The organism is Anaerococcoides asporogena, from assembly GCF_029590275.1.
GTDB lineage: Bacteria > Bacillota > Clostridia > Clostridiales > Clostridiaceae > JG1575.
On record NZ_CP120965.1, the window covers coordinates 651,482 to 671,326 of the forward strand.

The following is a 19,845-nucleotide window of genomic DNA, read 5'->3' on the forward strand; positions in this document are numbered from 1 at the left end:
GCAATGGCTCAAATGGCTGATCAAAAGATAATTCAAAAAACCGTCGATGCGCTCATGCCTGAGCTCATCGCACTCTCCGACTACATCTGGCAGCATCCGGAATATAACTTCAAGGAAGTCAAATCCAGCGCCGCTTTTGCCGGGATCCTGACCCGTCTGGGCTTCCAGGTGAAACAGGGCGTGGGCGGGCTTGACACAGCCGTCCGGGCGGTCTTTGATTCAGGCCGGCCGGGCCTCCACATCGGTTTTTTAGGCGAATATGACGCCGTTCCCGGAATGGGCCATGCCTGCGGCCACAATCTTATGGCCGCCATGGCGGTGGGAGCGGGTGCCGCTCTAAAGAGCGTGATTCAGGAGCTGGGCGGGAAGGTCAGCGTCATCGGAACACCGGGCGAGGAAGGCGGCGGCGGCAAAGTCATCATGCTGGAACACGGCGTCTTCGATGAGTACGACGCGTTATTGATCCTTCATCCGGCCAATGAAACGGTGGTAAATGACATCAGTTATTCCAAGACTGACCTCCTCGTTGACTTCTTTGGAAAAAAAGCACATGCAGCCACCTGGCCCGAGGAGGGGATCAGCGCTCTGACCCCGATCCTTGCGCTGTTTAACCTCATCGCAGCCCAACGGCTGGAAGTGGCCGACCGGGGCAAGATCCTGGGGGTCATCACCAAAGGGGGCGAGGAAGCCATCATGATCCCCGATCACTGTCAGGCGTCCTTCACCGTCCGTTCCTATGACAATCAGTATCGCATCCAGCTGGTAGACCAGCTCATTAAAATGGGTGAAGGCCTGGCGGCCTTGACGGGGACCCGCTTTGAATACCGGTTCACCGGACCGACCTATGAGGAGATCCGCAATAATCCCGTGCTGGAGAAGATACTTGAAGAGAAATTTACCGCCCTGGGCGAAGTCGTGGGACCCCGGCGCAAGGAGCTGGGCATCGGCACAACCGATGTGGGCAATGTGACCCATCGGGTGCCGGCTCTGCAGTCCTATATTCTGGTGGCCCAGGGGATGCGGGGACACACCCCAGAATTTGAAGAGACCGTGGGCGGTCCCCTGGGTCACCAGGTGATCCGGACCGGGGCTCAGGCTATGGCGCTGACAGCTCTGGAGCTGATGAGCGATCCCGGGTTGCAGACCGAATTAAAAGAGTCATTTCAACGCATGAAGACTCAGTACGGATGGGAGTGATCAAAATGGCAGAAGTGATTCTGGAAGCAAAAAATCTACAGACTTATTTATACCTGGCCAGCGGTGTCGTCAAGGCCGTCGATGGGGTCAGTTTTGATCTGAAGCGAGGGAAGACCTTAGGCGTTGTCGGTGAATCCGGCTCGGGAAAAAGCATGACGGCTTCGTCGATCCTGCGCCTGCTTCCCAAAAACACCGGAAAAATCGTCGGCGGCGAGATCCACTTTGAAGGCAGGGACATTTTAGGGTTTAACCAGGCCCAGCTCCTGGATTACCGCGGAAAAGACGTCGTCCTGATTTCACAGGATCCCATGACCTCGCTGGATCCGGTTTTCAAAGTGGGTTATCAGATGGTGGAAATGCTGCGGACCCACAGCTCGATGACGGCAGCCGAAGCCCGGGCGCTATCCATCGAATCGCTCAAAAAAGTCGGGATCCCCAACCCGGAAAGCCGCATGGAGTCCTACCCGTATGAATTATCGGGCGGCATGTGTCAGCGGGTGATCATCGCCATGGCCATCAGTGCCAAGCCCAAGCTCGTCATTGCCGATGAACCCACCACGGCCCTGGATGTCACCGTTCAGGCCCAGGTCCTGGATCTGTTAAAAGAAATGCAGAAAAAGTCCGAGACAGCGATCCTGCTCATCACCCATAATCTGGGCATCGTCTGGGATATGTGCGATGAAGTCATGGTCATGTATGCCGGGAAGACCGTGGAGCATTGTTCGGCAAAGACGCTTTACAGCGCGGCCCGGCATCCCTATACCTGGGGCCTTTTGGATTCCATGCCGAAACTGTCACAGGCCTCCAAATCTGAGCTCGTGACCATACCCGGCGCCCCGCCGGACCTCCGGCTGACGGGGGGCTGCTGTAATTTCTACAAGCGCTGCCCCTACGCCCTGCCCATCTGCTCCGAGGTCGTCCCAGAGCTCATGGAAGTGGGGGAGAATCACTTTGTCGCCTGCCATCGGCAGACGAAGACTGAAACACTGAAACGAAAGGAGGCGGCATCCCATGGCAGAACCGATTCTTAGAGTCGTCGGACTCAACAAAGAGTTTAAGCTTAGAAAATCAAAATTTCGGGAGCCGCATAAGATCCTGCATGCCGTCAACCAAGTGAACCTGGAACTCTATAAGGGGGAGACCCTGGGGATCATCGGCGAGTCCGGCTGTGGCAAGTCCACGCTGGGCCGCTGCCTGGTACGCCTTCATCAGGCGACTTCCGGTCAGATCCTCCTCCATGGTCAGGATATCAATGAATTGACCGGGAAGGATTTAAAGGGGCTGCGCCGGGAGATTCAAATGATCTTCCAGGATCCCTACTCCTCCCTGAACCCGCGAAAAACAGCGGGGGAGACCATCGAGGAGCCCATGATCGTGCACGGCCACCTGTCCAAACCCGAACGCAAGGCCAGGGTCCGTTCGCTGATGAACGAAGTAGGCTTAAGTGAATCCCACATCCATCGCTTTCCTCATGAATTTTCCGGCGGTCAGCGGCAGCGCATCAATATCGCGCGGGCCCTGGCCCTGGATCCCGAGATCCTCGTCTGTGACGAGCCGGTGTCCGCTCTGGATGTATCGGTTCAAGCGCAGGTGCTGAACCTTCTCAACAGCCTACAGAAGCAGCATGAACTGACGATGATCTTCATCTCCCATGACTTAAGTGTCATCAAGCACGTCAGCGACCGCATCGCCATCATGTACCTTGGGCGGGTGGTGGAACAGTGCAATGCCGAGGAGATTTATACCGATGCCAGGCATCCCTATACGAAGGCCCTCTTGTCAGCCATCCCGCCGGAGAGCCCGTTTGAAAAAAACAGCCAGATCAAGCTGACCGGAGAGATCCCAAGTCCCATCGGCGAACAGATCGGCTGTCCCTTTGCCAGCCGCTGTCCCTATGTCATGGAGAAGTGCCGCAGGGTGACCCCGAAACTGACGGAAGTCGCCAAGGATCATCTGGTCGCCTGTTACCTCTATGACAGCCAGAGCGCCAGGGAAAGCGGATCCTAACGATTTAAGAATCAAACCAACTTTAACAGCTTGAATCACTCATCAAATAAACTCGAATGAAAATTCCAGGAAAAAATCTAGGAGGAACATCGTGAGTATAACTAAAACTGAAATCATGGAACAAGCCAGCCGAAGGAGCAGCGAACTCATCGAATTGACATCGCAGCTCATCCGGATCAACAGTGAGAACCCAACGGGATCTCAGCGGCCGGTCATTGACTTTGTCAAACAATATCTGGAAGACTCCGGCATCGCGGCCACCGAGATCGCTGCCAATGATGAATTCCCCTGTATCCTTGCGAAAATCGGTTCGGACGAGGGCTACAGCATTATTTTAAACGGTCATGTCGATGTGGTCCCCGCCGGGGATTTATCGAAGTGGGAGTTTGATCCCTTCGGCGGTGAAGTCACGGAGAAGCGGATCCTTGGCCGGGGGACGTCGGATATGAAAGCCGGGGTAGCCGGGATCCTCTTTGCCATGCGTCTCTTGAATGAATCGGGGGCCGAGCTGACCGGGAACGTCCGTCTGCACATCGTCTCCGATGAAGAGTCGGGCGGGCAGTATGGTACGAAATGGCTCCTGACCGAGGGTCATGCCGATGGCGCTGATGCCTGTATCGTGGCGGAGCCCACATCGAATTACACCATTGAGATCGGCCAGAAGGGATCCAATGAACTGATCTTAAAAGCCCACGGCACACCGGCCCACGGCAGCCTGGGCAACTATAAGGGGGACAATGCCATCCTGAAACTGGGGAAGGTTCTCTCTCACATCGGCGAACTCCATGAGATTCAGGGTAAATTCCCCCAGGAAGAAGCCCAGGCCCTCAAAAACTCGCGATTGATTGCCGCCGACAAACTGGAAACCCCGGGGATCGAAAATGTCATCGACCATGTCACAGCCAGTGTCGGCCTTATCAGCGGCGGCACTAAATTAAACGTCGTGCCGGATTACTGTGAAGCCCGGGTCGATATCCGGCTCCCCATCGGGGCCGATGAGGCCGAGGTCGAAGCGAAGATCCAAAGCATCATCGCCCAGAGCGGAGCGCTGGATGTGGAGTATGAGATCACCTGGAAGGCCACGGGCAACTATACGCCAATCAACGCCCCCATTGTCCAGACGGTCAAAAAACATGCCGAGGCACTCTGGCACATCGATGTTCTGCCAGCTTATCAGTGGGCGTCCAGTGATGCGCGCTATTATCGTGAAATGGGGATCCAGACCATCCAGTACGGACCGTCCAACACGGAAGGGATCCATTCCTACAACGAGACAGTGGATATCGAAGACGTTCTGAACGCCAGTCAAATCTACTTAATGTCCTTATGTGACCTGTTAGGTGTGAATTAATTTTTGAGAATAAAAATTTGTGAGGTTATCGATGATTATTAAGCAGATCATGGAAGTATATGAGCTGGTGGACACGGCAACGGCCAGCGGCAACGATTTAAAAAAATATCTGGAGAGTTACGGTGCGAAGAATGTGGTCGTTAAGACCATCACGGGGGATAAAGGCAAGACCGATTTTATCCGGGTGGCGATCCCCGGGAAAAACGGCCGGTCCAAGGGCGGCTCCGCCCCGACCTTAGGCGTACTGGGACGGCTAGGCGGCATCGGTGCCCGCCCGGAGCGCATCGGCATGGTCTCTGATGGTGACGGGGCCCTGGTTGCCCTGGCTGTTGCGGCAAAGCTCCTGGATATGCAGAATAAAGGGGATCACCTGGACGGGGATGTCGTGGTTTCAACCCACATTTGCCCGGATGCACCGACGCAGCCCCATAAACCGGTTGCGTTCATGGATTCTCCGGTGGATATGGCCACGGTAAACCAGGAAGAAGTCAACGGCGATCTGGATGCCATTCTGTCGGTGGATACGACCAAGGGCAACCGGGTCATCAATCACTGCGGCTTTGCCATCTCCCCCACGGTGAAAGAGGGGTATATCTTAAAAGTCAGTGACCAGCTCTTAGACATCATGCAGACGACGACGGGAAAGTTCCCGGTGGTTTTCCCGCTGAGCATCCAGGACATCACCCCCTACGGCAATGGGGTGTATCACCTGAACAGCATCCTCCAGCCGGCGACGGCGACCAAAGCCCCGGTAGTGGGGATCGCCATCACCACGGAATCGGCCGTGCCGGGATGTGCCACCGGTGCCAGCAATCCGTTTGACCTGGAGCAGGCCGGACGCTTTGTCCTGGAAGTCGCCAAAGAATTCGGCCGGCACAATTGCAATTTCTACGACGAGGCTGAGTTTGGCCATTTACTGGAACTGTACGGCGAAATGCACCAGTTTCAGACGCTAGGCCGGAGTCTCGTCCGGGCTTGAGCTTCCGGCTGGGCACCATTACCATCGGTCAGTCTCCCCGGCAGGACGTGATCCCGGAAATGCTTCCGTATCTCGGAACGTGGGTTGAAATCCTGGAGGCTGGCGCACTGGATGGGCTGTCCTATGAGGAAATTCAAACACTTAAGCCAGAACAGGGAGACTATGTGCTGGTGTCGACCCTGCGGGATGGACGTGAAGTCAAATTTGCGGAAAAGCATATTCTAGGCCGGCTACAGGACTGTATCGATCGATTGGAAGAGAAAAAAGTCCAAGCCATTGCTTTTATCTGTACCGGGAAATTCCCGGATATCTTCCGGGCCAGCGTTCCCTTGATTTACCCCCAGGTGATCCTGCACCGGATCGTTCCGGAACTCTCCGGCACGAAAAAAATAGGGGTGGTGATTCCTGATCCCGAGCAGATCGAGCAGACCCGGATAAAATGGAAGGACGCAGGACTGGAAGCCCGTGTGATCCCCTGGTCACCCTACGATAAAAAAGTGACTGGCACTCTGCCGGATCTCACCGGGTTCAGTGATCCCTCCCTTGATCTCATCATCATGGACTGCATCGGCTATACAGCAGGGATGAAGCAACTGGTCTTACAGGAAACCCATAAACCAGTGATCCTGGCCAGGACACTGGTTGCCCGGATATTAGGTGAACTCGGGGATAGCTAAAGCCGGCTAGCGATTAATTTCTGAGCGATTAAACGTCGGATTGAATCATCAAATGGTCATTATGCAGGGAAATGATCGATCCAAACAAAACTATCTACGCTGAAATAGCCAGGTTCGCCCATCGAACCTGGCTATTTCAGCGTAGATTTTAGTCGGTCCCAGAGAGAGAAATGAGTTTGGTCAGTTGTGATGTCTATCTTCAGCATCTGTCGCGTTTTATCAAAGACGACTCCGATCGATACACGATACCCCGGATAGTCCGCTTCCTCTCGGATCTCTTCAATCCCTTGAAATGAAAATACAGCATCGTCGTCAATCTGAGTTTTTAAGATGTTCTCAATGATCACCGTTAATTCAGTCTTAGATTGAGCCTGCCCTTTGATCGTTGCATCCATATCCATTGTGGTGCGCGCATCAATGCCAACCATCGCAGCGGCCTTAACATTCTATTGTCAGTAAGTTCATCAGGCAAAACATAAATCCCGGTAGTCACTCGTTCCAAATCGCCTGAGTGAGCAAGCAGGCGCAATCCTTCGTTTGAGACCCCGACTTCGTTTGCTTGGGCAGTAGTAACGATTCCGCCAGTTTGCTTCAGGACTGATTGAAGTTCATCGGGCATAGTCATGCTACCACCTTCAATTTGATTTCTGTGCTAATATCGTATGCCAAACTTGCACTGAAATCAAAATAATATGATTTCAGTGCACATCTCATCAGCGAAACCAGCATTATCATCAAATTTTCTTCAAGTCGTTTTTTTAAAGGAGTTCCTTCAAATGAAGAGACCTCTCTCCTATATCACCGCTTCCTGGGGCGTTGATCCAACTGAGAATACAGAGATTGCAACCAAATACAGCCGGAAGGTTTTCGACGCTGGCTACAATCCCATCTGTCCCATCCTGATGCTTTCAAACTTCATGGATGACGGCATCCCCCAGGAGCATAAGGACAGACAGGACATCGAGCTCGATTACCTCAGACGCTCCAACGTCCTCGTAGTCTGGGGCTCTCGGATCGACGAAGTCGTGAAAAACGACATTGCCATCGCTGAACGCTATCGAATCCCGGCAACCACCTTAAGCGGTATCCTGACCGTTTTAAAACACCACGGTCAGAAAAACCCTACAAGATAACAGAAGAATCCATTCCTGATTTTGCGCGTAACATTGGGAAAAAGGAATGTTTCGTGCATATTTAAAAATGGCCGTTTCTGAAATTGCACAAAACATTGGAAAAAAGGAATGTTTTGTGCAATAATAGAAACGGAGGTGTTGTAATGAAATATTTAGACAAACTAATTGAGTTGGGTTGTTTTTCACGGCAAGAAGTTGTTGACCTAATCGGAACCGAAAAAGCAGCACACTCAATACTAAACGATTATGTCAAAAACGGATATATTGATCGAATTCGAAGAGATCTATATACAGCAATCAGCCTTGAAACGAAGCAGCCTGTCGCAAACCGATTTTTAATAGCAACTCATATTGCTGAGGATGCTTATATTTCGCATCACAGTGCATTTGAATACTATGGTTATGCTAATCAAGTTTTTCATGAGGTCTATGTATCGACAACCAGCAGATTTACTGACTTCTCTTTTGATGGTATTACCTTTACCAGGGTTTCTCCGAAAATTGATTCTGGAGTAATTACAACCAATACAGAAATCAGAGTCACGGATCTTGAAAGGACTGTCATCGATAGTATCTATTCTTTTCAGAAAATTGGTGGTTTGGAAGAACTACTCCGTTGTCTGTTGCTGGTCCCTGCACTACAAGCTGATAAGCTGATAACCTATCTTGATGAATATGGGCAGGTGAATTTGTATCAGAAATCCGGCTTCTTACTCAAGGAATTTGCTGAACAGTTGGGTCTTACAAAACTATTTTTTGATTACTGCAGGAGTAAAATCTCCAAATCAAAAAGTTATCTGTATTCAGAAAAAGATGCCCTTTCCAAGCACTTTGTCCTACATAAAGATTGGATGATTTTTGCCCCTGAGAATATTAAATCAATCCTCAGTAAGGGGGTTGATCTCAATGTCTGAGTGGAACAAGTTATTGTTGGGGAAACAAGCTAAGGAACTTGGTTTTGTGCGAGATACATATGAGAAAGTTTGCAGATTGACTGATATACTGAAGTTTTTCGAAAATGACGCTTTGCTAGGGAACTCTTTGGCTCTAAAGGGCGGAACGGCCATCAACCTGACAATTTTCAATTTGCCAAGGTTGTCTGTTGATATTGATCTGGATTTTTCAAAAAACGTCACTCGGGATGAAATGATGGCGACAAGATCAATCATCAATGACCGAATCGAAAAATTTATGAAAGCTAACGGCTATTTGTTAAGTCCCAAATCGAAGCAATATCATGCTCTTGATTCTTTTGTTTATGAATACTCAAATTCAGGAGGCATGAAGGATAACATTAAGGTTGAAATCAACTATATGCTTCGCTGTCATGTTCTTGAAACTGGACAAAGACATTTTGTATCTTCCTGGGAACCAATTGGAGTTTCTGTTCTTAGTGTGGCCCCCATCGAAATATTTGCAAGTAAAATCGTTGCTTTGATCAATCGAACGGCACCCCGAGATCTTTATGACATTTATAACTTGGTGAAATTTGGGTTGATTGATGAATCAGAGGAGCCCCTGCTCAGAAAGTGTGTTGTTTTTTACAGCGCGATAGGCGCGGAATTTCCGCCTTTTGAGTTCCAATTTAACACGATCGATGAAGTCTCTCAGAAGCGTATCAAGACAGACCTTTATCCTGTATTACGAAACAAGGACAAATTTGATCTTAAGACTGCTCAGCTGGAAGTCAAATCCTGGCTTGAATCTCTTTTAAAGCTAGAGGACCATGAACAGGAATTCCTAAATGCCTTTAGAAATAAAACATATCAGCCGGAGCTACTTTTTGAATCAACCGAAATAGTAGAACGTATTCGAAACCACCCTATGGCGCTCTGGAAGTGCTCACAAAGGTAAATACTGGCTCAGGCATTTAAATATTGAAGCATCTTCATTCGAAGGTGCTTTTTTATTGGTGTAGGAAATTATACTTTTGTGGAACAAGCTTAACCCGCTTATTATAATGGTTTTAAGAATTAATCAGCAGGTGATTATATGGGTAAGATTAAGCAGATTTTCGAGGAACACTGGGATCAGTTCGTTGCTGAGCACCCCGAAATGATTCGCATATCGGTCCACAAAGAAGTGGAACGGATGTTGAATTGCGGCAAGTTTGAAAACGGATGGACTGTATACACTTGTGCACAATGTACTTCTGAGGTCTTGGTTCCATTCACCTGTAAAAGCCGTTTCTGTTCCAGTTGCGGAAAGCTCTACCGGGATAAGTGGGCGGAAAAACTTGAGTCCCGACTGATCAATGCGCCCCATAAGCATCTGGTATTTACGATTCCGGCGGAACTCAGAATCTATTTTCGGAAGAACCGGGGAATGCTAAAGGATCTCTCAGATCGCGCTGCTAAAGTTTTGAAGGAAACGATCTACCAGATGAATCAGACGCAGCGGTTTGAAACCGGCATCATCAGCGTAATTCACACTTTTGGCCGGGACTTGAAATGGAACCCACACGTTCATATCATCATGTCTTTGCGTTGCCTGGGAGCTACGGAAGATCGCACGTTAAAGTATCTAAATTACAAGAAACTACGGTATTTCTGGCAAAAAGAGTTGCTCGATCTGATGAAAGAGTCCTTTCCAACGGGATGGATGCGTTCTTTGATAAACAAGCTATACAAGCAGAAAGAGAATGGATTTTATGTTTATGCCAAAGGCGAAATCACCGATCTTCAGATTGTGTCGAAGTATCTGGCCCGATATGCTGGACGTCCTGCAATCGCTGAATCAAGAATAGTTGCATATGACGGCAAGACAGTGACATTTTAGTATACGCCTCACGGTCAGTCCCAGGAAGTTCAGGAATCCATTAGTGCCATGGAGTTCATCCAGCGGTTAATCACCCAAATTCCCGGGAATTCTATAGTCTACACTTCAAAGTGGAGAATGGTTTGAAGAAATTCCTCCGGTTCGATGGCGAACGCGCTAAGAATGTCCTTTTGTTTCCTGGTCAGTGGCTGGAGCAAACTGCAGCCTGATCCATAATCGGTCCGCTTGATCGTTCCCATCTGTTTGACCAACCGGTTGATGGATTTCTCCCCGCTGTTTTTCCCATGATTGGTCAAATCCGACCACAGAATAAGACTCAAAAAGGCGACAAAGGCTTTCCCTTCTGTCGTCTTTTCTGTGTGCGTCAGAAAGCGGTCATAGTCGATGCTGTTTTTTAAATTCTGGAAGGCCTTCTCCACCATGTCCCGTCGCCCATAAAGTCGTAGTGCCACCTCTGCGCTCTTATCCTGGGTATTGCTCAGCAGGCAGAACATGCCGGCCAGCTCAATCATCTCGGTGATCTTCTCGTGATTGCGTTCGTACTCCTCAATCGGTGATGCATTGCGTGTCACATCATAATACTTGTTATACCGAGTAATACTGATGGGCTTCATCTGATTTTGCAGCTCTTCCTCGAGACGATCAACATGCTGGTAGATCCGGGCTTCTTCATCCGCCGCACTGGATGTGTTCAGGTAGATGTGGAGGGTATAGGGCAACTCATTGATCTGGATCACTTTGGACAGTCCATAGCAGCTGGTCTGGGGGATGTGATAACGAGAGTGACGGATCACCGCGGTTGCCTCGATTAATGCCTGACGATAGATTTTCTGGGATTTGGGAGCAGCCATCAGGAAATTGAGTTGGTTCTGGGCCATGAAGCTCAGATTGTCCAGGGTGAGAAAGCCTCGATCCATGATGTAGAACAAATCATTGAGACCGACCAATTCGCCCAATTCCATCATATAGGGGAAAAAGGCCTTGTCCACGATACTTCCGCTGTAGATCTCATAGCAAAGCGGGAGGGCTGTCTTGGTGCCATAGAGCATGCCGATGTTGAGTTGCGGTAGGGTTTCCTGATCCCGATTATAGCCGTACTCTGCCATTTGGATCTCCGCATAGGTCGATATGCTCGTCACATCATAAGCCAGGGTCTGTTCCTCGTCTTTGTGGAGAGCACTCCAGAGCTTAAAAACCGAAAGCGCTGCTCTTCGCTGATCTGTGCAAACAGTTCGCTGCTGCGCTGGGAATTCAGACTGAGCCTTGTAGAAAGTAGGCTCTCCCGGATGAACAGATCCAGATTCATCATGACATTGCCTTCGCAGACCATATAGATGGCCATCGCCAAAAGCTCTTGTGCCTGCAAGGGAAATACCTGTTGTAAAGCCTTGGTCAATCCAATAGCCTCAGCTCGCTGCCACAACAGAGCGATATGACCAGCCGCCAGAACCTCTTGAGGCGGGGTCAGGGAAATGGCATCGACTGGCAGCGGATAGAACTCAGTGAATCGTTCATTGGGGATCATCCAACCGGGACGAGTAGGATCCTCTTTGCCAATGGCAACTTCCTTGGCTGTAGGGGTACCCAATGCGTTTCTGTAGCGTTTTTCGACATGATAGACGCGTCTGGGCTTATCCGGGCCATCTTTTTTGTAGGTGATGCGCTCGGTGGGAATTGGGATTGAAATATTGAGCATTGCCATAATATCCCTCCTCTGTAGACTACTTATATTGTAGTCTACAGAGGGGTAATAAGCAAGATAAAAATAAATTAAGTCACAGAGCCATCTCATATGAAATCGGCTCTGTGACTTAATTCGAGGAAAATCCAACATCTATGTCACCCAATTGGGGGATCAAACCGAAGGTGTAGACTATACTATTTCCGGGAATTGGGGTAATCATTCATATTCCGGATACTCACTTTAAGCGTATCTTCCAGAGGGGAAATGGCTGTAATCATTGTGTGCCAATGATTACAGCCATATTGATTGTGAAAATGTAGCCATACATTTTAATCGAAATCCATTGATATGTAATCGATATAAGTGTATAATAATACTATACAGTTCAATGGTGAGGTGTCTTATGAAATCGTCGAGTGATAAAAAGTCTTCACGACTGCATTTAGAGATCCAAACCCATCGTTCAAATCCGTATGGTCTCATCCGCTCTTCCTACAGGGAGAACGGTGTCATTAAGCACGAAACGCTATCCCGGATCACTGGCGTTCCCTTGGCCACGTTGAAACTCATCCAGGCTGCTTTTCAAGGCAATGTCGTCTTGAAATCAGACTTTAAAATCCTCAACTCCAAGGAGTATGGGGCTTCGTTTGCATTGCGCCAGATCGCCAGATCCACCGGACTCGACAAGATCATCTACTCCCGCCCGGCTGAGCCGTGGGTGCAGGATGTTATGGCTATGATAGTCGGCCGCGTCATCTATGCGGGCAGCAAGCTGTCCCTTACCCGAGTGGGCTCTTTCAGCTCGCTGTGGGAACTGTGCGGTGTGACTGACACGAATATCGATGTCAACCATCACTGCTACAGCCCCATGGATCGTCTCATGGAGCGCAAGGACATCATCCAGAAGAAACTGGCACAAAAGCATCTGACCCAGCGCAGTGTAATCCTCTATGACATCACCAGTACCTATTTTGAAGGAAAATATTCAAACAGCAAAATGATCACCTACGGCTACAACCGTGATAAAAAAAGAGGCCATGAACAAATCGTCATCGGCCTTATTTGCAGTCAGGATGGGTGCCCCATAGCTGTCGAGGTCTTCCGGGGAAACACCAAGGATGAGACGACCGTATCGGCGAAGATCCTCGAGATCAAAGAAAAGTATGGAGTTGAGAATGCCATCTTCGTGGGTGACCGTGGGATGATCACAAAGGCGCAGTTTGAGAAAATCCAAACCCAGGAAGCCTTCCAAATCCATACGATTTCAGCCCTGACCCATTCCCAGATCGAGAAGCTCTGCGAACGGGAAGATGTGCAGCTGTCGATGTTCGATGAGAAGAATATCGTCGAAGTGGTGGACCCTGAAAAGGGAATCCGGTATGGCTTGTGCAAGAACAACGCCCGCGCGGCCGATGAGGGGCAGACTCGCCGTGCATTACTGGAAAAGACCCGTATTGAGCTGGATAAGATCGCCAGAGGCAAGCGCAAAGTTGATGATGGCGACTTGGGGATCCGGGTAGGCAAGGTTATCAATAAGTTCAAAGTCGGTAAATTCGTGCAGTCTACCATCATCGACGGAACCTTCTCCTGGTCCTTCGACGAAGCCAAAATCCGGGAAGAAGAGCAGTTTGACGGCTGTTATGTCATTTTCACAAGTGTGCCGAAAGAAGATATGGAGATCGAGGAAGTAGTCAGGAGCTATCGGAAACTGATCAATGTTGAACAGGCCTTCCGCAACCTGAAGACAGTGCAACTCGACATCAGACCGGTATTCCACAAAACTGATAACCGAGTGGATTGCCATGTCTTTGTGTGTATGCTTGCCTACTACCTGATGTGGAACATGAAGCAGCGCATCAAACCGCTGATGGAAAGCGATGTTGAGGGAAAAAACAAAGAATATACCTTTGACTATGTCATCGAAGTTCTCAAATCGATCCGCAAAGAAATCGTCGAATTCAGCGGCGTGGAGAGCGAAGTCATCTCCGAACTCAGCGAAGAGCAGAGAAAGATTGCGGAACTGCTGGAAATCAAGTTTTGACCATACATTGGAAATTGAAAAAGTGCCTCAAAGCAAGAGGCACCAATCAATTTTGAGGTTTTTTTTCTGGAAGATACGTTTAAGATGATTCGAAACTATGGAATCTACTCGCGAAACAACTTGAGAGCCAGGCGAATCGAACGCAGACTGATATCCAAAGAAAAATACGCAAGATTAAAGAAAATGAAAACATGGCAGTTTCGTATGATGCTCGAATATGATAAAAATCCATTGAAATGCGAATGTGGTGCACTCATGAAAAAGAGTGATATAGTGGTACCTGAGAAAAGAAGAAATCAGGAAAGGTACAGGTGGGAAGGACGAAATGCCGGTTAGCAAGAAACGAAAGAAGAAAACACAAGGTGCGAATCAAAGAAAGCAGGCGATTAATCAACCGATCGTCCGGTATATATGCACTAGCTGTGGGGCAGAGGAAGAAATTCCATTAAGTGTTGTTAAAACATTTGACGAAATGGACCAAAGCAATATTAACGAACCTCCGCAGTTTGACTGCGAGTCCTGTGGCGGGCTGATGCGCCCCGAGAAATATACAAGCATATTCGGGAAAGTATTTGAATATAAGAGGGGCTCTGATTAACACCAGAGCCTAAATAAACACGCGAGGTACGACAGGCGGCGGTAGCCGCTTTGTTCTTGCAAAGCAAAAAAAGGAAGAAATCTATGGGCGTATTGATTGTTAAACCTGAAAAAGCACCCCGTATGGCCAGTATCGCCAGTGACCTGAACTCTCTGCAGCAGGTTGTCGGCGGTTACATCGAAGCCGTCTGTCCCTATGATGACCCGGTTGCCATTGTCTGTCATGAGGAAGGCAAGCTCATCGGCCTCCCTCTTAACCGAAAACTTGAGGATTAAGACATCATAGCAGGAACCTTTATTATCTGCGGGCTTGACGAAGAGGATTTTGAATCCCTCACACCAGAGCTGGCCTCGCAAATGGATAAAAAGCAGAGGCATTCCTTACAGCAAGGAATATAATGCTCCCAGGAATTGAGACACGACAAACCGGTTCCATCCGAATAGAATGGAGAGTATGAGTAAGAAGAAAAAAATCTATAGCCCTGATTTTAAAGCAAAGGTCGTGCTGGAGCTCTTAAGCGGACAGCACTCGCTCAATGAACTAGCCCAGATCCATCAAATCGCACCTGCCACGTTGAGCAGCTGGCACCGCCAGTTCCAGGAACGGGCAGCCCAGATCTTCCAGAGCGGACCGTCCGATCAGGAGGCGCTCGCCCAAAAAGAGGAAGAGATCGCGGCCTGCAGCAAAAAGTCGGTCAGCTCAGCATTGAGTGTGACTGGCTAAAAAAAAATCTGACGAAGTCTTTGGACCACAAGGAGCGCACCGAACTCGTAACCCCAGGAAATGAGGCCCTGACCATCAAGCGTCAGTGCGAATTGCTTGACGTTAACAGGACCAGCGTCTACCGTACAAAGGAGGACCGGATAGACCACGGGGAATCAGAAGAGAATCTTACCCTCATGACGATCATCGACAAGATCCATCTGGAGCACCCGGCCTGGGGTTACCGCAAGATAGCCCACTATCTGCGCAATTCCGGCCACGACATCAACCGTAAGCGGGTTCGGCGCCTGATGCGCCTGATGGACATCCAGGCCCTGTATCCTGGCCCGAACCACTCCCGACGTTACCACGCGCAGTACGTCCGGCCCTACCTTTTGAGGAACCTGGTTATCGAGCGAATCGACCAGGTATGGGGGATCGACATCACCTATGTTCCCCTCAAGAAAGGCTTCTTGTACCTGTTCGTCATCATCGACTGGTTCAGCCGCAGGATCGTCGACTATGAGATCAGCTATAGCCTCGAGAAGGAGTTTGTCCTGCGCTGCCTTAGGCGTGCCTTGTGCGAGAGAAAGCCTGAGATCATGAACTCGGATCAGGGGAGCCACTTCACCTGTCCCGCCTACCTTAAGCTCCTGGACTCCTGCGATGTTAAGGTCTCCATGGACGGCAAAGGACAGGCACTGGATAATGTACGGACCGAGCGGTTCTTCCGCAGTCTGAAATACGACGACCTCTACATCAAGGAGTACGAGACACCAAAGGAGATGATCACAGGGATCAGAAAGTACATCCACACCTACAACACCATTCGTCCGCATGCATCCCTGGGGGGCCTTACCCCCTATGCTTTCTGCCAGAACCAATCAACCTGTCACGCAGCCTGAACAAGGTGTTCGGATGAAATCAAAATCCGTGTCTTGACAATAGGGGGGCACTTTAGGGGATCTTGTGGTACACCTGATATCCATCGCTATGGAGAAAGCCGCTGAACCCTTCAAGGAAGGCCAGAGGATACTCCGCCGATCGACCCAGGTGAAAGCAGTCGATACGACAGCTGCCGGAGATACTTTTACTGGGTATTTCTTTGCCGCATTGAGCAAAGATAAAAGTATCCCGGAAGCTCTGCTGCTGGCCACTAAGGCTTCGGCCATCTCTGTTACCCGAAAGGGAGCCGAAGCATCCATTCCAAACATTCTGGAAGTCCAGGAAGCATTGAAATCACTGTAAAAGCAGGGGTTGAACGGGAAAACTGAGTTGGAGTCTGCCGTACCGTACCCCATGTAAATACTCGTATTCAAAGGTAGCTATGATTTCAAAAATTGCATAATGATTTTATACATCCCTCATAATTCTGAGGGATGTTTTCGTTCGCCCTGGTCTTAGTTCACCAATTGGCTCGTTTCAAACATTTAGTCCACCCATGATAATTTGAAACTCATGACCCGGAGTTATAAAATTCCGTGATTTTTTCAAATATGGTATCCATTTCCTTTAAGGAATATCTCTGGTCTATGGGGATCGAAAGGATATTATTGAATATATAGTCTGCCTGATAAGTTTTATTTTCCGGTACGGCAGGGCCCTTGGGCCAATATACAGTGGTTTTGACCATTTTTTCTCTCAGAAATTTTTGAAGCTCATCCCTGTCACTGGAAAAAATAGACAGGTGAGAAGGGGTTTCCCCTTCCTTAAGTTCTGGAAAGGCCAGCTCGATTTCTTTTAGAGTTTTAAGTTTCGATGCCAAGTAACGATAGTTTTCTCTTCTTCTTTTGATTACTTCAGCTGCATTGAAATGAGTGACCACAGCAATTGATTCCGGGTCGCTTTCCTGGTTTTCAAAAATCTCTCTCAACAGCATTTCTCCACTCCAGAACACTTTGTCGGTTGAATCTAATGATTGGCAATCGGAGGCCATACTAAGTGCCTGATGCCTGAGGGACACGTGTTCCTCGTGGATCTTAGTAGGCTCTGATTTGAATTTTCCATCTTTTTTAATGGCCACACCGCCTGAAACTACACCGATCCATTTTCTGAAGCTGCCTGCAACGTAGTCTGCATATACGGAATAAGGTTCGTCATTTAATAAGGTGTGCGTCATGTCTTGAATGATGCAGTTTCCGTTCTGTTTTACCTTAAGCAGATCCTTTTCTGAATATCTTATAAAACCGTAATAACCTGTGAATAAAACCAGGGGGGCGGATGCAAGCAGAGCATCGTCAAATACCGGCTTGAAATCCTTATTTACATCATAAAAGCTTAATTCAAATCCTAACTGTATAAATGGGGCGAGAACGGTCTCGCAGGTGTACACGGGTACATAGGCTCTTGGTATTCCACCCTCTGCGATGTAATCACGCAAACAGTGGCTGAGTGCACATCTACCAGACATTAAAAACTGAATGTCTCCATCTTTTTTTAGCTTTTCTAAAAGATTATTATTTTTGGATAATTTACCTTCTACTTCAAAAATACCACCGATCATCTTCTTTTCTCCTGATATTGTATTTTTGGATTTTTTTGCAACACTTGGCTAATCTAAGAGTTAACATAGGGTGCTGCTCATCTCTGCCTGTAGTTATGAAAATAACAATTGTGTCCAACTAATGAAAATATTTTCACTTCACTTTTATTATAACCCATTTTTAATCGATTTTATAGTTTTTGCTTTAAATAATCTAAATGATAATAAATCGTATAGCATTTGTTTTAAATGCAATAAAGTGAGGCGAGAATTGTGATACAATCGATAATAACATAAATAATTGGGGGAAATCGGAAATGCATAAATACATATTCAGGCGATTGCTTATGATGATACCTGTGCTTTTAGGGGTAACTTTTATTGTTTACTTCATTTTATCCTTAACACCGGGTGATCCAGCTTCAATAATTCTCGGAGATGGGGCGACCGAAGCGGGGATCGAAGCCATGAGAGAACAATTAGGCTTGAATCAATCCATCTTTGTAAGATACTTTAAATTTTTAGTTGATGCGCTGCAAGGTGATTTAGGTTTTTCCTATCGAAATAAACTCCCCGTGTTAGCAATGGTACTGGAAAGATTTCCAGCAACGATGATCCTGGCCATCGCCAGCATAATCCTGGCTTTGGCGGTGGGAATACCAGTGGGTATCATCTCAGCCAAAAAGCAGTATTCGGCATTGGATTATTCTGCAACCCTGGTGACAATGCTTGGTGTATCCATGCCCACATTCTGGCTGGGACTCATCCTCGTAATGATTTTTTCGCTTAAATTGGGCTGGCTCCCGTCTCAGGGGATGGGAGACGGATTTGTTCCCCTACTAAAAAGCCTGATCTTACCCGCCTTTACCTTATGTACTCACAATGCCGCAACCATCGCGCGTATGACCAGATCATCCATGCTGGATGTTATTAATCAGGATTATATAGCCACCGCCAGATCCAAGGGAATCCCCGAAAGTCAGGTCACAAGCCGTCATATGCTGCGAAATGCATTGATACCCATTGTAACTTCGGTAGGACTTCAGTTTGGAGTACTTCTTGGGGGAGCAATGCTGACTGAAACCGTATTTTCCTGGCCAGGACTTGGAAGACTTATGGTTGAGTCGATAAAGTCCAAAGACATACCCATCGTATTGGGCTGTGTAATTTTCATGGCAGTAACATTTTCAGTAGTGAATCTTTTGGTGGATATAATTTATGCGTTTGTGGATCCAAGGATCAAGTCCCAATTTCAAAAAGTTCAAATGAGAAAGGTATCCAGGGTGAAATAATGGCAGAAATAGGAATTAACACTTCAACTGCAAAAGCTATTGTAATTAAGAAACAAAGATCACTTTGGCAGGAAGCCTGGCGCAGATTTCTTAAAAACAAGCTTGCAGTCATATCGCTGATTTTCCTCATGACGATGGTTATCCTGGCCTTTGGCACCATCGTGATCGACTTTGTAACGGACGGTAAGTTTTATCAGGAAAATGTCATCAATCAGAATTTAAGACTTCGGCTCAAACCCCCCAGCAGTGAGCACATCTTCGGACTTGACGAATTCGGCAGAGACATGTTTTTGAGAATTATTTGGGGAATCAGATATTCTCTTTTCATGAGCGTTATTTCAATAGTATTCAGTGTACTGGTCGGAGGATTTTTTGGAGCCATCGCAGGATATTATGGAAAAAGAATTGATAATGTCGTCATGAGAGCGATGGATATATTGCTTGCGATCCCTCCCATGCTCTTGGCAACTGCCATAGTTGCAGCTTTGGGAACGAGTCTTGTCAATGTTTTGATTGCCATAGCGATATCGACGGTCCCGACCTTTGCAAGAATAGTGCGGGCAGCGATCCTCACGATAAAAGACCAGGAATTCATTGAAGCGGCTACAGCACTGGGAGCGAGCGATTTTAGAAAGATCATGAAATACATCATACCGAATGCCATGTCTCCGATCATTGTTCAGGCAACGATGGGTACTGCCGGCGCTTTGCTGAATATTGCAGGTCTTTCATTCCTGGGTCTGGGAATTCAGCCGCCGACACCCGAATGGGGGACCATGCTGTCAAATGCCAGAACCTATATGAGGGATGCCTGGCACATCACCGTTATTCCCGGAATCGCCATCATGCTTACGATCCTGTCCCTAAACCTGATGGGTGATGGACTTAGGGATGCTCTTGACCCAAAAATGAAGAGATGAGGTA

The 19,845-nt window shown here is 48.2% G+C and carries 22 protein-coding genes and 1 pseudogene; 17 read left to right on the plus strand and 6 right to left on the minus strand.

The window, feature by feature from the left end; translation table 11 throughout:
• Window positions 1–12: 12 nt before the first annotated feature.
• The 6 genes from P6M73_RS03055 (at window position 13) to P6M73_RS03080 (ending at window position 6,211) form a co-directional block, all read left to right on the plus strand.
• Window positions 13–1,197, plus strand: a complete 1,185-nt coding sequence (locus P6M73_RS03055) for a M20 family metallopeptidase (protein ID WP_277854681.1) — start codon at window positions 13–15, stop codon at window positions 1,195–1,197.
• A gap of 5 nt (window positions 1,198–1,202) precedes the next feature.
• Window positions 1,203–2,228, plus strand: a complete 1,026-nt coding sequence (locus P6M73_RS03060) for an ABC transporter ATP-binding protein (RefSeq protein WP_277854682.1) — start codon at window positions 1,203–1,205, stop codon at window positions 2,226–2,228.
• A complete protein-coding gene (locus tag P6M73_RS03065) occupies window positions 2,209–3,204 on the plus strand; it encodes an ABC transporter ATP-binding protein (RefSeq protein WP_277854683.1) in 996 nt (331 codons plus the stop codon). Before P6M73_RS03060 ends, P6M73_RS03065 begins: the two co-directional genes overlap by 20 nt.
• 91 nt (window positions 3,205–3,295) lie before the next feature.
• Window positions 3,296–4,555, plus strand: a complete 1,260-nt coding sequence (locus tag P6M73_RS03070) for a M20 family metallopeptidase (RefSeq protein WP_277854684.1) — start codon at window positions 3,296–3,298, stop codon at window positions 4,553–4,555.
• A 31-nt stretch (window positions 4,556–4,586) separates the two neighbouring features.
• Complete coding sequence (locus P6M73_RS03075; protein WP_277854685.1) at window positions 4,587–5,534, plus strand: DUF1177 domain-containing protein; 948 nt, start codon at window positions 4,587–4,589, stop codon at window positions 5,532–5,534.
• Complete coding sequence (locus P6M73_RS03080) at window positions 5,531–6,211, plus strand: AroM family protein (RefSeq protein WP_277854686.1); 681 nt, start codon at window positions 5,531–5,533, stop codon at window positions 6,209–6,211. Before P6M73_RS03075 ends, P6M73_RS03080 begins: the two co-directional genes overlap by 4 nt.
• A gap of 131 nt (window positions 6,212–6,342) precedes the next feature.
• Here the strand turns inward: P6M73_RS03080 and P6M73_RS03085 are convergent, their stop codons facing one another.
• Window positions 6,343–6,639 (minus strand): nucleotidyl transferase AbiEii/AbiGii toxin family protein, encoded by a 297-nt coding sequence (locus tag P6M73_RS03085; protein WP_277854687.1) that lies wholly within the window; start codon window positions 6,637–6,639, stop codon window positions 6,343–6,345.
• Window positions 6,561–6,836: a type IV toxin-antitoxin system AbiEi family antitoxin domain-containing protein gene (locus P6M73_RS16905; RefSeq protein ID WP_489666464.1), complete on the minus strand. Its 276-nt coding sequence runs from the start codon at window positions 6,834–6,836 to the stop codon at window positions 6,561–6,563. Before P6M73_RS16905 ends, P6M73_RS03085 begins: the two co-directional genes overlap by 79 nt.
• Before the next feature lie 151 nt (window positions 6,837–6,987).
• Between P6M73_RS16905 and P6M73_RS03090 the strand changes: the two genes are divergently transcribed.
• The 4 genes from P6M73_RS03090 (at window position 6,988) to P6M73_RS03105 (ending at window position 10,122) form a co-directional block, all read left to right on the plus strand.
• Window positions 6,988–7,344 carry a DUF7768 domain-containing protein gene (locus P6M73_RS03090; protein ID WP_277854688.1) on the plus strand — a complete coding sequence of 119 codons (357 nt, stop codon included), beginning with the start codon at window positions 6,988–6,990 and terminating at the stop codon, window positions 7,342–7,344.
• 143 nt (window positions 7,345–7,487) lie between these two features.
• Window positions 7,488–8,258 carry a type IV toxin-antitoxin system AbiEi family antitoxin domain-containing protein gene (locus P6M73_RS03095; protein WP_277854689.1) on the plus strand — a complete coding sequence of 257 codons (771 nt, stop codon included), beginning with the start codon at window positions 7,488–7,490 and terminating at the stop codon, window positions 8,256–8,258.
• A complete protein-coding gene (locus tag P6M73_RS03100) occupies window positions 8,251–9,198 on the plus strand; it encodes a nucleotidyl transferase AbiEii/AbiGii toxin family protein (protein ID WP_277854690.1) in 948 nt (315 codons plus the stop codon). The genes P6M73_RS03095 and P6M73_RS03100 overlap by 8 nt, the downstream gene beginning before the upstream one ends.
• Window positions 9,199–9,336: 138 nt before the next feature.
• On the plus strand, window positions 9,337–10,122 hold the full coding sequence (locus tag P6M73_RS03105) for an IS91 family transposase (protein ID WP_277854691.1): 786 nt from the start codon (window positions 9,337–9,339) through the stop codon (window positions 10,120–10,122).
• Between the two features lie 98 nt (window positions 10,123–10,220).
• On the opposite strand, the gene P6M73_RS03110 is transcribed toward P6M73_RS03105, so the two are convergent.
• Window positions 10,221–11,261 (minus strand): IS1634 family transposase, encoded by a 1,041-nt coding sequence (locus tag P6M73_RS03110; RefSeq protein ID WP_489666465.1) that lies wholly within the window; start codon window positions 11,259–11,261, stop codon window positions 10,221–10,223.
• Window positions 11,258–11,824: a hypothetical protein gene (locus P6M73_RS03115; RefSeq protein WP_277853159.1), complete on the minus strand. Its 567-nt coding sequence runs from the start codon at window positions 11,822–11,824 to the stop codon at window positions 11,258–11,260. The genes P6M73_RS03110 and P6M73_RS03115 overlap by 4 nt, the downstream gene beginning before the upstream one ends.
• 385 nt (window positions 11,825–12,209) lie before the next feature.
• On the opposite strand from P6M73_RS03115, the gene P6M73_RS03120 reads away from it, so the two are divergent.
• The 4 genes and pseudogenes from P6M73_RS03120 to P6M73_RS03135 all read left to right on the plus strand — a co-directional run bounded on the left by P6M73_RS03120 (window position 12,210) and on the right by P6M73_RS03135 (window position 16,052).
• Window positions 12,210–13,847: an IS1634 family transposase gene (locus tag P6M73_RS03120; RefSeq protein WP_277853696.1), complete on the plus strand. Its 1,638-nt coding sequence runs from the start codon at window positions 12,210–12,212 to the stop codon at window positions 13,845–13,847.
• A gap of 325 nt (window positions 13,848–14,172) precedes the next feature.
• On the plus strand, window positions 14,173–14,445 hold the full coding sequence (locus tag P6M73_RS03125) for a hypothetical protein (protein WP_277854693.1): 273 nt from the start codon (window positions 14,173–14,175) through the stop codon (window positions 14,443–14,445).
• 83 nt (window positions 14,446–14,528) lie between these two features.
• Window positions 14,529–14,843 (plus strand): annotated as a pseudogene (locus tag P6M73_RS16910) (DUF3846 domain-containing protein).
• A gap of 55 nt (window positions 14,844–14,898) precedes the next feature.
• Window positions 14,899–16,052, plus strand: a protein-coding gene (locus tag P6M73_RS03135) for an IS3 family transposase (protein ID WP_277854695.1) whose coding sequence is annotated in 2 segments (ribosomal slippage) — window positions 14,899–15,121 and window positions 15,121–16,052 — 1,155 coding nt in all. Because the reading frame shifts where the segments join, the coding sequence is not laid out codon by codon here.
• A gap of 52 nt (window positions 16,053–16,104) precedes the next feature.
• On the opposite strand, the gene P6M73_RS16915 is transcribed toward P6M73_RS03135, so the two are convergent.
• The gene (locus P6M73_RS16915) at window positions 16,105–16,272 is read right to left on the minus strand and encodes an IS66 family transposase (RefSeq protein WP_489666483.1); all 168 of its coding nucleotides are present in this window, start codon (window positions 16,270–16,272) and stop codon (window positions 16,105–16,107) included.
• Here P6M73_RS16915 and P6M73_RS03140 point away from each other — a divergent pair.
• Window positions 16,201–16,395 carry a PfkB family carbohydrate kinase gene (locus P6M73_RS03140; protein WP_489666484.1) on the plus strand — a complete coding sequence of 65 codons (195 nt, stop codon included), beginning with the start codon at window positions 16,201–16,203 and terminating at the stop codon, window positions 16,393–16,395. The two genes, P6M73_RS16915 and P6M73_RS03140, sit on opposite strands and share 72 nt — an antisense overlap.
• Window positions 16,396–16,603: 208 nt before the next feature.
• Here the strand turns inward: P6M73_RS03140 and P6M73_RS03145 are convergent, their stop codons facing one another.
• Window positions 16,604–17,650 (minus strand): DegT/DnrJ/EryC1/StrS family aminotransferase, encoded by a 1,047-nt coding sequence (locus tag P6M73_RS03145; RefSeq protein ID WP_277854697.1) that lies wholly within the window; start codon window positions 17,648–17,650, stop codon window positions 16,604–16,606.
• A 296-nt stretch (window positions 17,651–17,946) separates the two neighbouring features.
• On the opposite strand from P6M73_RS03145, the gene P6M73_RS03150 reads away from it, so the two are divergent.
• Together P6M73_RS03150 and P6M73_RS03155 are read left to right on the plus strand one after the other, a co-directional pair.
• The gene (locus P6M73_RS03150) at window positions 17,947–18,921 is read left to right on the plus strand and encodes an ABC transporter permease (RefSeq protein WP_277854698.1); all 975 of its coding nucleotides are present in this window, start codon (window positions 17,947–17,949) and stop codon (window positions 18,919–18,921) included.
• The gene (locus P6M73_RS03155; protein ID WP_277854699.1) at window positions 18,921–19,841 is read left to right on the plus strand and encodes an ABC transporter permease; all 921 of its coding nucleotides are present in this window, start codon (window positions 18,921–18,923) and stop codon (window positions 19,839–19,841) included. Before P6M73_RS03150 ends, P6M73_RS03155 begins: the two co-directional genes overlap by 1 nt.
• The last annotated feature ends 4 nt before the right edge of the window (window positions 19,842–19,845 follow it).